This window comes from Inhella crocodyli, from assembly GCF_004004565.1.
Lineage (GTDB): Bacteria > Pseudomonadota > Gammaproteobacteria > Burkholderiales > Burkholderiaceae_C > Inhella > Inhella crocodyli.
The window spans coordinates 113,227-127,235 of the sequence record NZ_SACM01000004.1; the positions used below are offsets into that span (position 1 = coordinate 113,227).

Annotated in this window: 9 protein-coding genes; 3 read left to right on the forward strand and 6 right to left on the reverse strand. The window is 69.9% G+C overall.

Annotation, left to right across the window (positions count from 1 at the left end; genetic code table 11):
• The first annotated feature begins 24 nt into the window (after positions 1-24).
• The gene (locus EOD73_RS13735) at positions 25-204 is read left to right on the forward strand and encodes a MipA/OmpV family protein (RefSeq protein ID WP_127683603.1); all 180 of its coding nucleotides are present in this window, start codon (positions 25-27) and stop codon (positions 202-204) included.
• A gap of 22 nt (positions 205-226) precedes the next feature.
• Here EOD73_RS13735 and EOD73_RS13740 read toward each other — a convergent pair whose 3' ends face one another.
• From EOD73_RS13740 to EOD73_RS13760, 5 genes are all read right to left on the reverse strand, one after another.
• A complete protein-coding gene (locus EOD73_RS13740; RefSeq protein WP_127683604.1) occupies positions 227-1,039 on the reverse strand; it encodes a type 2 periplasmic-binding domain-containing protein in 813 nt (270 codons plus the stop codon).
• Positions 1,040-1,133: 94 nt separating this feature from the next.
• The gene (locus EOD73_RS13745; RefSeq protein WP_240660715.1) at positions 1,134-3,011 is read right to left on the reverse strand and encodes a carbohydrate-binding module family 20 domain-containing protein; all 1,878 of its coding nucleotides are present in this window, start codon (positions 3,009-3,011) and stop codon (positions 1,134-1,136) included.
• 294 nt (positions 3,012-3,305) lie between these two features.
• Positions 3,306-5,099: an ABC transporter substrate-binding protein gene (locus EOD73_RS13750; RefSeq protein ID WP_127683605.1), complete on the reverse strand. Its 1,794-nt coding sequence runs from the start codon at positions 5,097-5,099 to the stop codon at positions 3,306-3,308.
• Entirely contained in the window at positions 5,096-6,904 is a 1,809-nt protein-coding gene (locus EOD73_RS13755) for an ABC transporter substrate-binding protein (RefSeq protein ID WP_127683606.1), read from the reverse strand. The genes EOD73_RS13750 and EOD73_RS13755 overlap by 4 nt, the downstream gene beginning before the upstream one ends.
• Positions 6,904-8,694 (reverse strand): ABC transporter substrate-binding protein, encoded by a 1,791-nt coding sequence (locus tag EOD73_RS13760; RefSeq protein WP_127683607.1) that lies wholly within the window; start codon positions 8,692-8,694, stop codon positions 6,904-6,906. Before EOD73_RS13760 ends, EOD73_RS13755 begins: the two co-directional genes overlap by 1 nt.
• Positions 8,695-8,851: 157 nt before the next feature.
• Here EOD73_RS13760 and EOD73_RS13765 point away from each other — a divergent pair, with 157 nt between their 5' ends.
• The gene (locus EOD73_RS13765) at positions 8,852-10,651 is read left to right on the forward strand and encodes a diguanylate cyclase (protein WP_127683608.1); all 1,800 of its coding nucleotides are present in this window, start codon (positions 8,852-8,854) and stop codon (positions 10,649-10,651) included.
• Here EOD73_RS13765 and EOD73_RS13770 read toward each other — a convergent pair.
• The gene (locus EOD73_RS13770; protein WP_127683609.1) at positions 10,648-11,436 is read right to left on the reverse strand and encodes a gamma-glutamylcyclotransferase family protein; all 789 of its coding nucleotides are present in this window, start codon (positions 11,434-11,436) and stop codon (positions 10,648-10,650) included. The two genes, EOD73_RS13765 and EOD73_RS13770, sit on opposite strands and share 4 nt — an antisense overlap.
• 101 nt (positions 11,437-11,537) lie before the next feature.
• On the opposite strand from EOD73_RS13770, the gene EOD73_RS13775 reads away from it, so the two are divergent.
• The gene (locus EOD73_RS13775; RefSeq protein WP_127683610.1) at positions 11,538-13,931 is read left to right on the forward strand and encodes an alkaline phosphatase family protein; all 2,394 of its coding nucleotides are present in this window, start codon (positions 11,538-11,540) and stop codon (positions 13,929-13,931) included.
• Positions 13,932-14,009: the final 78 nt, after the last annotated feature.

Consider the following 14,009-nt stretch of genomic DNA (forward strand, 5'->3'; position numbering starts at 1 on the left):
CTCAAGCTCGGCTGGTAGCAGCGCGTGCCCTTGGGCGAATGGATGCTGGACTTGGGCACCCGGGCCGACTGCCGCGTGACGCCGCAGCACAGCCTGTTCGCCGACCTCGGCGTGGTGGCCTACGGCGACCGCTTCGCCGCCAGCCCCCTGGTGGACCGCCGCACCGTGCCCAGCGTGCGCGTGGGCTGGTTGGCGCGGTTCTGACGCGCGCGGCCGGCGCAGGCCGTCACAGGCGCTGCCAGTTGCGCACCATCGGGTGGAAGAAGCCGCTGTCCTGGTAGGCCTGGCGCAGCCGGCCGTCGGCGTGCAGGCGGCGGATGCCCTCGTCCAGGCGCGGCAGCAAGGGCCCGAAGGCCGGGTGCTGGGCGGCCAACACGAAGTGGCGGCTGCCCGGCAGCCCGACCTTGAGGCCGCGCAAGGGCAGCAGGGTCACGCCCTCGGCCTGGATGGCCATGCGCGGCGCGGCCGAGAAGGGTGCCAGCACCAGGTCGGCCCGTCCGGCGGCGAGCATGCGCACCATCAGGGGCCAGCTGGCCACGTGCTGCACGTCCCGCAGGCCCAGGCGCTGCAAGGTCGACCAATCGCCGCGCCACTCCCGGTTGCACAGCGCCGCCCAACGCGCCAGCCCCGCGGCCGGGTGCGGCTCGCGCTGCGCCGGATGCTCGGGCAGGGTGTACAGCCCCGCCTCGAACTCGCCCTCGCGCACCAAGGGCGCGCTGAGTGCCAATTGCACGTCGCCCAGGTCGACGTCGCTGCGGGTGAAGCTGGTGCCGCCCACCACCCCGTGCAGCGCGCGCAGCTCGGTCAGCAAGCGAGCCGTCGACGGCATCGGCAACAAGCGCACTGGCTGGGACACGGCCCACAGCAGCATGCGCAACTCGGCCACGTCGCGGCGCAGCGGCCGCTGGGCTTGGTGGTCGGCCAAGACGTCCGCAGGCACCAGCACGGGCAGGCCCTCCTCGGCGCGCGCCCAGGCCGGGCTGGCCCCGGCCAAGAGGGCGCTCAGCGAGTGACGGCGAGAGCAAAGCGGGGCGGGCATGGCGTTGCGCAGGCAGTAGAGCACGCGAGCCAGGCCGTCACAACAAAAAGGGCGCGGCTGGCGCCGCGCCCTACTTCAGCCTTGGCGGCAGTTCTTAGAACTTGAAACTGCCGTCGTTGCGGGACATGGCACCGCCCGCGGCGCAGGTCGTGAACTCGCGGTTGAGCGAGGTCGTGGCCTGGTCGCCCTCCCAGCGCGTCGCCGTGCCGTTGCGCTTGATGTACTTGTACTGAACGGCGGTGGCGGCCGGCAAGGCCACGGTCAAGGTCCAGGGCGAGTTGGCGGTGCTGCCCTGGATGTTGAGCTTGGGCGCGCTGGCCGGAGCCCAGTTGCCCAAGGCGCCTTGGTTGCCGGCGATGTGCACGTTCTCGCCCCACACCGTGTTGGCGTTGGCGATGGTGAAGGTCACCGCGCAGGTGCCCACCGGGGGGGGTTGCACGCTGCTCAGGCGCTGCCCTTCGTGCAGGGCCACGCCGGGGAAGGCACCGCCGCCGTCGGCCGGGATGTTGAGCGTGGCCGTGCCGCTGCTGGACACCGTCACGCTGTCGCCCGTGCAGCCCGTGCCGGCGGCGTTGCGCTCGCCGGTCAGCACGTTGCAGTAGGTGCCCGCAGGCAGGCCGGTGGCAAAGCTGCGGCTCCAGGCGCTGGCGCTATTGTTCAGGGCCACGAAGCCCTTGGTGCCGCGGCTGAAGGCCACCTGGCTGCCGGTGCCGGTGGTCCAGTTGGTGATGGGCTGACCGTTGGTCACCGAGCGGAACTTCACCATGTTGGACACCGGGCGCCAGCGGTGCACGAAGTCCCACACCACGTTGATCTGCGCCACGCCGTTGCTGTAGGGGCTGACGGTCGGCCGGTCGGCGTCCTTGTTGCTGAAGCGGTAACCCGACTGCACCTGGGCCTCGCCATAGCCTTGGGCCAGCATGAAGACGTTGGCCAGGTCGTAGCGCGCCGTGCCTTGGGTGTCGTTGGTTTGGCCGGCGATGTAGTTGCTGGCGTTGAGCGAGTCGCCGCTGTGGCGCTCGGTGTCCCAGTTGTTCAGGAACACGGTGGCCTGCTGCGGGGGCAGGAAGCCCCAGGCCCCGCCCCAGTTGCCCCAGCTGCCCATGGCGGCCGGGATGCTGGCCAGGTTCTGGCCGTTGGCGTTGCGGAAGGCGTCGCGCATCAAGTACGTGTACTTGAACTCGTTGATGGTGCCGATGCCCGCGTAGTCGGCGCGGTTGGTGGCGCCATCCGGGATGATTTCTTGCGTGATCCAGATCTCTTCGCCGGCCAGGGTCTTGGGCTGGCGGGCCTTCACGGCGCTGATGATTTGCGCCAAGGCGGTGGGCGGCATGTGCTTGGCCGCGTCGATGCGGAAGCCGTCCACGCCCAGTTGCAGCAGCTTCACCAGGTAGTTGGTGATTTGGCCCTGCACGTAGGCGTTTTGCGTGGCCAGGTCGGGCAGGCCGCCCAGGCGGCAGTTGCGCACGCGGTCCACCGTGGCCGGGCTGTTGTAGTCGCTGCCCTCGATGGTGCAGTTGGGGTTGAAGTCGTTGCCGCTGAAGAAGGGGTAGCTCAGCGTCGTGCCGTTGAAGGCGCTGCCGTCGGTGGCGGTGCCGGTGCCGTCGGCCATCTGGTTGACGACGACGTCGGCGTAGACGCGCACGCCGGCGTTCTTGCAGGCCGTGACCATGCTGCGCAATTGGGCCTCGTTGCCCATGCGGCTCGTCAGGTTGACGTAGTTGACCGGCTGGTACACGCCCCACCAGCCACCGGCCACCTTGGAGGCGTGCGGCGGCGAGATCTGCACGGCCCCGAAGCCCTTGGGGCCCAGCCATTGCTGGCACTCGGTGGCGATGTCGTTCCAGCTCCATTGGAAGAGCTGGACGGAGGTGTCGCGGGGGTTGAGGGCGGAGGCCGGCAGCGACGCGGCGGCCAAGCCGAAGGCGGCCATCGCGGCCCAAAGGGGCTGCAACCGGCGAAGGGGAGACACGGGGGGGCGGGAAGGGTGAGACATACCAACTCCTGGAACCAGAACGATTGAGGGGGTACTGCTGCGAACGCTGGCCGGGCCCAAGCTCGTTGGATCGGGTCTCTCGGGGTCAGCGGGCGCGTAGTTTTCCTACAGTCATTCGTTCGACGGAGAGGGGGAACCCGCGCATTGGCCCCGTGGGTTTCATGTAGTTCCGCAACAAATCGTGAGCGCCGAAATCTGCTGCAGCGCAGCATTCCGGACCCCAGAAACGCCGACGGCCCCCGCAGGGGCCGTCGATGCGGCGGTGCACGATCAGCCCCGGGCCAGGCGCTCCAAGTCGATGTCGAGGTTCTGGAACAAATCGACCCAGAACAGCTGCCGGCGGTAGCCGATGACCCAAGGGTGGGCCATGTCGTTGACGATGCGATGCACGTGCACCTTCATCGGCATGAAGGCCACCTGGATGCGCTTGGCCTCGTGGAACAGCGCGTCGCGCTCGGGGCCGTCGGGCAGCAGTTGGGCCTTCTCGTACAGGCGGTCGAAGGGCTCGTAGCGGAAGCGCGAGTAGTTCTGCTCGCCGGCCTGGGGGCCGTACAGGCGCTGCAGCATGCCGATGCCGTCGGGGTAGCTGGCGGTGCTGCCCAGGTACCAGAGCTGCAGCTTGCCGGCGCGCGCCAGCTTGAGCTGCTCGGGCCACTTGCCGGTGACGAACTTCGGGCGGATGCCGATGGCACGCAGGTTGCGGTTCGACAGCTCGTCGAACTGCCGGCTCAGGGCGTCGGGCTGGGTGGCGATTTCGACCGTCAGTGGCGTGCCGTCCGGGTGCTCGCGGTAGCCGTCGCCATCGCGGTCCTTGTAGCCGTACAGGTCCAGCAGGGCCTGGGCCTTGGCCGGGTTGTACTCGCCGTTCTCGCTCTTGAACGCCGGGTCGTAGCCGGTGGTGTGGGGCAGCACCAGGCTCTGCGCCACGATGGCCTGGCCGCGGCGCACGCGGCGGATCTCGCTTTGCACGTCCATCCCCAGGCTGATGGCGCGGCGCAGGGCCACGCGGTGCGGCTCCATGCCGCCCAGCTGGGGGTCGTCCATGTTGAAGAAGGTGAACGCGCAGTCGGCCGCGGGCAGGCGGAAGAGCTGGATGCCCTGCTTGGCCAGGTTGGGTGCCACCTGGCCGTTGGGCAGGGCGACGTTGACGAACTCGGGCGGGATGCGCTCGATGAAGTCGTGCTCTTTGTTGAGGAAGCTGAGCCAGCGCGGCTGGCTCTCTTCGATGGGGCTGATCTCGACGCGGTCGATCAAGGGCAGGCGCTTGCCCTTCATGTGCGCGGCGATCTTCAGCGCCTCGGGGTCGGTGGCCGTGGTCTCGTAATAGACCTCGCGGTAGCCGGGGTTGCGCTCCAGCGCGATGAAGCTGCTGCGCCGCCACTGCGCCAGGCGGTAGGGGCCGGTGCCCACGGGGTGGGCGGGGATGTCGTTGCCGTACTTCTCGACCACCTCGCGCGCCACGGCCCCGAAGAGGTCGCTTTGCGCCAGCACCTCGACCAGGCGCGGGCGCGGGGCCTTGAGGCGGAACTGCAGCGTGTACTTGTCGAGGGCGCGCAGGCCTTCGAGCGGCGTGTCGTAGTCAAAGGCCCCCTTGGCGGCCTGCTTGCGGCGCTCGGCCAGGCCCAGGATGCCCTGCTCGTCCACCGAGGGCCACATGGGGCTGACGGTCTTGGGGTCGGCAAAGCGCAGGAAGCTGTAGACGAAGTCCTGCGCCACCAGCTCGCGCTTCTTGCCGCCAAAGGCCGGGTCGTCCTGGAAGAACACGCCGGGGCGGATGCGCACGGTGTGCACCGTGAAATCGGCGTTGGTCTCGGGCAGCGCGGTGGCGATGCGCGGCACCAGGCGCGCCGGTCGGGCCAGGGGGTCGTAGCCGTACAGGGCTTCGAACAGGTGGCTGGTGACGATGCGCGAGTAGATGTCCGAGATGCGGGCCGGGTCGAAGCCGGTCTCCGCGATCTGGAAGGCCATGCGGAAAACCTTCTTCGGGGCGTCGGCGCGCACGGTGGCGGGCGTCAGGCCGGCCAAGGCGGAGGCCGCCAAAACCTCACGGCGCTTGAAACTCATTGGGGCACCTTGCTGGGGTCGAGGTCCACGTACTCCCACCAGTGCTGCCAGAAGACCGGGCGGCGGTAGCCGCTCAGTTGGGCGCGCTCGATGTCGAGGTGGAAGCGGTGGCCTTTGAACTTGTAGGGCATGTAGGCATTGCCCAGGTCGCGCATGCGCGTGATCAGGGCCTGGCGCTCCGGCCCATCGGGCAAGGCGCTGATTTGGTCGTAGAGCTTGTCGGCCTCGGGCAGGCTGAAGCGGGCAATGTTGTTGCCCCCGATGTGCACGCTGGAGAAGCGCGAGGCGGCCGAGCTGATGTCGGGCTGGGCCGACGAGTAGGCCACCATCCACATCTGCGTCTTGCCCCCGCGCGCGGCCTTGAGCTGCTCGGGCCACTTCTTGGTCTCGAAGGGGATGCACAGGCCGACGCGCTTCATGTCCTTGTTGAACAGGTCGTCGATCTGGCGTTGGATGCCTTCGGGCGTGGTCGACATGGCCAGCTTCAGCGGCTTGCCGTCGGGCGCGTCGCGGCAGCCGTCGCCGTCCCGGTCGACGTAGCCGTAGACGTCGAGCAGGGCCTTGGCGCGCGCCGGGTCGAAGTCGCTCATCGCGCTCTTGAACGCGGGGTCGTAGGCGCTGGTGCCCGGCGGGTAGGTGCCCTGGGCGGGAATGGCCTGGCCGCCGCGCGCCACGCGGATCTCGCGCTGCACGTCCATGGCCAGGCCGATGGCGCGGCGCAGCGCCACCTTCTCGGGCGTGTAGCCGCCGACCACGGGGTCCTCCATGTTGAAGAACATCAGGAAGACGTCGGAGCCCAGCGTGCGGTGCAGGCGCATGCCCTGCTTGGCCAGGTTGGGCGCCAGCTGGCTGTTGGGGGCGGCCACCGAGAAGAAGGGCTCGGGCACGCGCTCCAGGAAGTCGTGCTCACCGCCCAGGAAGCTCAGCCAGCGCGGCTGGTCTTCGGCGAGGATGCTGATCTCCACGCGGTCGATCATCGGCAGGCGCTGGCCCTTGAACTTCGCCAGCAGCGCCTGGCCGGCGGCGTCGTCGGCCGCGGGTTGGGCGTCGTAGCGGCGCTCGCGGTACTGGGGGTTGCGCTCCAGCGCGATGAAGGAGCTGCGCCGCCACTGCTTGAGCACGAAGGGCCCGGTGCCCACGGGGCGGGCCATGGTCTGGTCGCCGGCGGCCTCGACGACCTCGCGCGCCACCGCGCCGAACAGGTCCGACAGCGCAATCTCCTGCGGGAAGCGCGGGTTCGGCTTGTCGAGTTGAAAGCGAACGGTGTAGCGATCGGGGGCCTGCAAGCCCGTGATCGGCGCGTCGTAGGGGAAGTCGGTTTTGGCCGCGCTGGCCTTGTCGCGCGCCGCCTTCAGGCCCGTGAGGTGCCAGGCCTCGACCGTGCTCCAGGCCGGTGACGCGGTCTTGGGGTCGGCGAAGCGCTTGATGCTGTAGACGTAGTCGGCCGCAGTCAGCTCGCGCGGCTTGCCGCCAAAGGCGGGATCGTCCTGGAAGTAGATGCCCGGCTTGACCTTCACCGTCCACACGGTGAAGTCGGCGTTGGGCACCGGCAAGCTCTCGGCCGTCAGCGGCTTGAGCTGCGCCGGCCGCGCGAGGTGGTCGTAGGTGATCAGCGCTTCGAAGATGTGGGCCGTGACGGTGCGCGAGTAGATGTCGAGGATCTTGGCCGGATCAAAGCCGGTCTCGGCCACACGGAAGGCGTAGCGCAGGGTCTTCTTCGGTGGCTCGTTGGCCTGCGCCACCGCGTCGGCGCCCAGCACGCCCCCCGCCAAGAGCCCAGCCAGGGCCAGCACGCAAGCACGCATCAGCGGGTCTCCTGCGCCAGGCGCTCGGTGTCGATGTCGACGTAGGCAAAGAAGTCGCGACGGAACACGTTGCGCTCGTAGCCCATCAGCCAGGGCTGCGTCAGGTCGTTCCACAGGCGGTGACCGACCACTTTGTAGGGCATGTAGGCGATGGCCAGCTTGGTGGCCTCGTTCATCACGCGCTGGCGCTCGGGGCCGTTGGGCAGCACGGCCTGCTGCTCGTACAGGGCGTTGTAGGCCGGCAGGTCGAAGCGCGCGTGGTTGGCCTGGCCGGCGTTGGGGCCGTAGGCGATGGCCAGGTGGTAACCGGCGTCGGGCGTCGTGGCCACCCAGGCCACGCCCCACATCATGAGCTTGCCCGCGCGGCTGGCCTTGAGGTTCTCGGGGAACTTGCCGAACTTGAAGTCGATGCGGATGCCCACCGCGGCCATGCTCTTCTGCCAGATCTCGGCGCGCGCGCGGTCCTCGGCCGTCTCTTGCAGGTTCATGGCCAGGCGCAGGGGCGTGCCATCGGGGCGCTCGCGCCAGCCGTCGCCGTCGCGGTCTTTGAAGCCGTGCAGGTCCAACAAGGCCTTGGCCTTGGCCGCGTCGTGCTCGTTCATCAGGCTCTTGAACGTGGGGTCGTAGCCCCAGGTGCCGGGCGGCATCAAGCCCTGGGCCGGGATCATCTGGCCGCGGCGAACGAGACGGATCTCCTGGTCGGTCTGGTAGGCCAGCGAAATGGCGCGGCGCAGTGCCACTTGGTGGACGTCGTAGCCCCCCACCATCGGGTCCTGCATGTTGAAGAACACGTGGTTGATGTCGGGGTTGACGTAGGGCACCTTGGCGATGCCGCGCTTGACCAGGTTGGGCGCCAGTTGGCCGTTGGGAAGGGCCACGGGCGCGAACTCGCCCGGCAGCTCTTGAATCAGCTCGGCCTCGCGGTTGAGGAAGCTCAGCCAGCGAGGCTGCGATTGCTCGATGATGGCGATCTCGACGCGGTCCACCATGGGCAGCGGGCGGCCCTTGAACTTTTGCGCCACGGCCTGCAGGTCGGGTCGGTCGGCCGGGGCCTCTTCGGCGTAGCGCTCGTCGCGGAAGTTCGGGTTCTTCACCAGCACGATGCGGCTGGAGCGGCGCCACTCGTCGCGCTTGAGCATGAAGGCCGCCGTACCGACCGGGTGCTGCGGCGTCTTGTCGCCGTACATCTCGACCACCTCGCGGGCCAGCGCCGCGGCCAGCGGGTTGGTCAGGTTCTCGACGAAGCGCGGGTCGGGCTTGCCGAGCTGGATTTGCCAGGTGTACTTGTCCAACACCTTCAGGCCTTCGACGGGGGTGTCGTAGTCGAAGGGCTTCTTGGACTTCAGCGCCTTTTGCCGCAGCTCCGACAGGCCCAGCAGCTTGGCGCTTTCAAAGATGTAGAGGTTGGGGCTGTTGGTGGCCGGGTCGTAGTGGCGCTTGATGGAGTACACATAGTCGGCCGCCACCAGCTCGCGCTTCTGGCCTTTGAAGGCCGGGTCGTCGGAGAAGTACAGGCCCGGGCGCACCTTGAAGGTGATGGTCTTGAAGTCGGCCGAGACGGTGGGCAGCTCGCAGCCGGCGGGCTCCATGCGGTAGGGGCGGGCCAGGTAGGCCCAGCGCAGGGGCGCGTCGAAGATGGCCGTGTTGACGATGTTTGAGTACGAATCGGACACCCGCGCCGGGTCGAAGCCGGTTTCCGCCGCGCGGAAGGCGTAGCGCAGCACCTTGTCTTGCGCCTGTGCCGACAGCACCACCAACGCGGCCAGCGCCGCCACCCAGACCTTCTTCATCGCCTTCACCTTCGCCAAAAGCAGCACAGCGCCATCGCCTTGTGGGCGCGGCGCTGAAGAGGCGTCCAGTGTAGAGAGCCCCGCCCCCCGTTCCCCCTCGGAAAACCCGCCGCGCCGGAAGGGAAAGCCCCCGGCGAGCTGACGGGATACTTGCGCCATGTCCACCGCCCGCGACACGCCCGCGCTGCGCCTGGCCCACCGCGCCTGGCGCCGCCTGCACCTGCACGCCGACGAAGCCCGCCAACTGGCTGGCCGCGCCGCCCAGCGGGCGAAGGCCGACGGCGACGCCCTCGGCGCGGCCCGGGCCGAGCTGGTCAGCGCCTTCCACCAGCTGTACTTCGGCCAGCCCGAGATCGCCGCCGGCCGGCTGGCCGCCGTGGCGCGCGAGCTCGACGCCCTGGGCGACCGGGCCGGCGACATCCTGGCCCACGTGGGCCGCGCCCGCGCGCTGTGGCGCGGCGGCCAGGCCCAGGCGGCCCTGGACCTGCTCATGCCCCTGCGCGACGAGGGCCTGCACCTGCTCGGTCCCTCGCAGCGCGCCGTGCTGCTCAATGCGATTGCCGGCTGCCACTCGGCACAGGGCCGCAGCGCCGAGGCCTTCGCCTACATGTTCCAGGCCCTGCGCGACGCCGGCCCCAAGCGCGGCGACGGTTTCGACGCGGTGCTGCACTGCAACCTCAGCCACGAGCTGGTGCAGCTGGGCGACGCCGACGAGGCCCTGCTCGCCATCGAGCGCGGCCTGGCCCGCTGCGACGGCCTGACCAACCCGCGCCTGCGCGGGGTGCTGCTGATCAACCGCGTCATCGCGCTGACCGAGCTCGGCCGCGCCGCCGAGGCCCTGCCCGACGTGCGCGAGATTTGCGCCACGCCCACCGACGCCAGCGGCCGCGGTCAGGTGGCCCTGCACTACGAAACCCTGGCCCTGGCCGTGCTGCACGCCGGCGAGGCCGAGTGGGGCGCCGACCTGCTGGAGCGCGCCGCGCCCCTGGTGCGATTGAGCGACGAGCGCGTCGAGTGGGCCCTGGCCCAGGCCAAGCTGGCGCAGCTGCGGGGCGCCCTGCCCAACGCGCTGGCGGCGCTGGAAGCGGTGCGCCCGCTGCTGAACGCCGAAGGCGATGCCGCCACCAGCCTGCGCGTGCGCTGCGCCCATGCGCTGCTGGAGGCCGAGCTGCACGAGGCCCTGGGGCAGGCCCCCACCGCCCTGCAGGCCCTGCGGCGCTGGCAAGACTGGCAGCAGCAGCGCCTGCGCCAGGCCTCGGTGGCGCGCTACCAATCGGCCGCGCTGCAAACCGAGCTGCTGGACCTCCAACACCGCCTGGACCTGAACGAGGCCCAGCGCCGGGCCACGGAGCGCGAGCGCGAGCAGTTGGCCCGCGCCAACGCCGCGCTGCAACGCAAGATCGAAGAGGTCGAGGCCCTGCAGGCGGCGCTGCGCGACCAGGCCCTGCGCGACGCCCTCACCGGCCTGGCCAACCGCCGCCACCTCAACGACAGCCTGCCCGCCACCGTGGCCCTGGCCATCCGCGAGGCCGCCCCCCTGTCGGTGGTGGTGATCGACCTCGACCATTTCAAGCAGGTCAACGACCAGTTCGGGCACCCCGCGGGCGACCAGCTCTTGGCCGCCTTTGGCGCGCTGCTGCGCGCCCACCTGCGCCGCAGCGACCAGGCCTTCCGCTACGGCGGCGAAGAGTTCTGCCTGCTGCTGCCGCACACCCGCGCGCGCGACGCGCAGGCCACCGTGCAAGGCCTGCTGGCCGCTTGGCGCGCCCAGCGCTTCGTGCTGGATGGCGAGGTGGAGCTGCAGGGCCAGAGCTTCTCGGCCGGCGTGGCCGACACCGAGGCCGCCCCACCCGTGGCCGGCGCCTTGCTGCGCGCCGCCGACCAATTGGCCCTGGCGGCCAAGCGCGCCGGCCGGGCCTGCGTCTTGGTCTACGACGCCGTGGCGCCGGGCGCCTAGCGTGCGAGGCGCCCCACGTAGCGGTACTCGTCCAGGTAGGCCCAGAGGTACTGGTCCAGGTAGCGCTGCTGCGCCGGCGTGAAGCGCAGGGCGGCCACCGCGGCCGGGTCCTCGCGGCCGTCGGAGCTGTCCATGCGCTGCAGGTGGAAGAAGGTCATGTCCTTGCCACCGAAGAAGCCTTTCAGGTACTCGTGCCGCGGCCGGGCGGTGCCCATGTCGAACACGTGGCCGGCCAAGGCGGTGAGCGGCCCGGGGCCGGCCAGGGCATCCGCACCCAGCGCCGGCCAGTCGCCGGCGGGCGGCGCGAAGGGCGCCACCGGCTGCGCGGGCATCACCGGGTGGGCGCGCAGCGCGGCGACGTAGGCCGGGTCCAGGCCCGCGCCTTCGGCCCCGCGCAGCACGATGTTCAGGTAGCGCTGGGTGGGCAAGCAGGCCTCGTTCAAGAAGGAGGCGTCGCCCACGTAGGTCAGGGCGCTTTGCTGCCCTTGGTCGGTGTGCACGGTGACCTCCACCCGGTGGTAGCCGTGGCCGCAGGCCTCGGTGGCATCCAGCGGGCCCAGGGCCTCGTCCTCGCAGCGGTGCAGCACGCCGCAGACGCGGTCGCCAGGGTGCGCCGAGGGCTCGACGTTGCCCACGCCGCCCTCGTGGCGGAAGAAGTGCTCGACGTTGAAGCGCAGGCGCCAGCCCGGCAGTTCGGCGCGGCAGGAGGCCAGGGCCTGCACCCCCTTGGCCCGCAGGGCCGTGAGGTTCATGTTGGAGCCGTAGCCGAAGTACCAAAACGCCATGGGGAAACCGCCGTTGCTGCGCCCTGTTCAGCGGGCGGCGGCGACGCTAGCATGCCCCGTTGCCCGGCGGCCTCCCGCGGCCGGCACTCCCGGAGGTCGCCATGCCCATGCCCCGCCCCGCGCGCTATGACTTCGTCGTCGGCCGCCGCAGCGATTCGAACGCCTACCAAGTCTGGCGATTCGACCCCGACACCCCCGAGCTGCTGCACCCGATGCCGCTGTCGGACAAGGCGAGCTTCCCCGCGTCGCACACCCTCGTGCCCATCGGGCGCTACCTGCTGGAGTACGGCCCGGCGCAGTTGTCCGAGTACAGCGCGGTGTTCCCCTACCGCCTGTTCGAGTTCGACCCCAACAGCCCCGACCCCCTGGCCGGCAAGCCGGTGCAAAAAGGCCTGTGGCCGCGCTCCAAGTTCTGGATGTACCGCCCCGACTTCGCCAACCCGGGCGGGGCCAAGGAAGGCTTCGACACCGCCAACGACCTGATGCTGGTGCCCCTGGGCAGCTTCCTGCTGCACCTCATCCCCACCATGGGCCGCACCACTTACCACCTCTGGAACTTCGACCCCAACCCCTTCCCGCACCACTACAGCGACCCGCTGCCGGCGCCTTACACGCCCACCGGCTCGATCGAAGGCCTGCACGCCAACAGCCAGCTCATCCCGTTGGGCAACTACGCGCTGGAGTGGACGCCGGGCAAGGACGGCAGCGACTACTACCTCTGGAGCTTCGACCCCCAAGGGCGTCCGCCGCTGGCCATGCCGGCCGTCCAACAGGGCCGTTGGACGCACCTCACCGACCAAAGCCGCCTGATCGCCGTGGGCGAGCAGGTGCTGGACTGGAACCCCGGGGACCGCAGCTGGCGCCTGTGGGACGTGGACGTGCGCCAGGCCGACCCGCTGGTCGGACCGGTGCGGCATGGCGTGCTGCCCGCCAGCGTGGACACCAACACCACGCTGCTGGCCGTGCAGCCGCCCCTGCCCATCGACGACGCCCGCGCGCAGATCCCCGGCACGGTGGACTTCATGCGCAGCCGCATCGAGCACGTGGTCTACCTGATGCTGGAGAACCGCTCCTTCGACCACGTGCTGGGCTGGCTGTACGAGCAGGGCGAGACGGGCATCCGCTTCGTGGGCCACGACAAGCCCTTCGACGGCCTCAAGCCCGAGATGAACAACCTCAACCCGCGCAACGGGAACCAGCCGGTCTACGTCCAGAAGTACATGAAGGGCGATTTCGGGCAGGAGGAGAACCTCGACTTCTTGCCCAACGACCCGTACCACGACAAGTCCGACGTGATGCGGCAGTTCTTCTTCGACCACCGCGACGGCTACGCGCAGCGCCGCAAGCCCGACATGGGCGGCTTCGTCTGGAACAACGGGGTCGAAGAGGTGATGTGGTCGTACACGCCGCAGCAGTTGCCCGTGCTCAACGGCCTGGCGGCGCAATTCGCCGTCAGCGACGAGTGGTTCAGCAGCATGCCCGGCGCCACCGACCCCAACCGCGCCTTTGCCTTCACCGGCTCGGCCATGGGCACGCTGAACAACTTCCAGAACGGCGCCGAGTACACCTACTGGAACCTCACGCCGCGCCGCGCCTCCATCTGGAAGACGCTCTGGGCCAACGGCTTCACCGACTTCAAGCTCTACCACTCGGTGGAGTGGATGAACTACATCCACACCTACCACCTGTTCCTGGAAGGGCAGATCCCCACGGTCGACGCCAACACCAGCACCTACCTGGCCGACATCAACCGCTTCAAGGCCGACGCCCTGGCCGGCAAGCTGCCGGCCTTCTCGCTGCTGGAGCCCGCGTGGATCGCGCCCGTGGGCACCACCAGCTACCACCCGGGCGCCGACCTGGTGCCGGGCGAGCGCGCGCTGGCCGACCTGTACCAGGTGCTGCGCGCCAGCCCGGCCTGGGAGAAGACCTTGTTCGTCGTGACCTTCGACGAGCACGGCGGCATCTACGACCACGCGCCCCCGCCCTACACGGTCAACCCCTGGCCGCAGGACACGCGCGACGGCTTCCACTACGACCTGATGGGCGTGCGCGTGCCCACGCTGCTGATTTCGCCCTGGATCGACGCGCAAACCGTGTTCCGCTCGGGCCAAGAGACGCCCTTCGACTCGACCTCGTTCCTGAGCACCCTGCTGCAGTGGGCCGGCATCCCTCGCTCGCGCTGGGCCATGGGCGACCGCGTGCAACAGGCACCCAGCTTCGAAGCCGCGCTGCGCCGCAGCACCCCGCGCGACGACGCCCCCGAAACCCTGGTCACGCCCTACGACAAGACCTTCCCGCCCGAAGGCGGCGTCAAGGGCCCGCTGCCCATCCACGACCTGCACCGCCTGATGGCGCCGCGCGCGCTGCAGCACTTGCTCGCGGAGCGCATGGCGCCGGCGGAAGCCGCGGCCATCGCCGAGGACCTGCTGAACGAGTGCCAGGACGCGCAGGCTTTGAGCGATGCGATTCAGCGATTGGTGAAGGCGGGGCGGTGAAGGGCGGCGCCTTGTATTGAGAGCCCGCAGGGCGGATAGCGCCTGCGGGCTCTCACGTCAACGAGGAAGCCCTCCAGT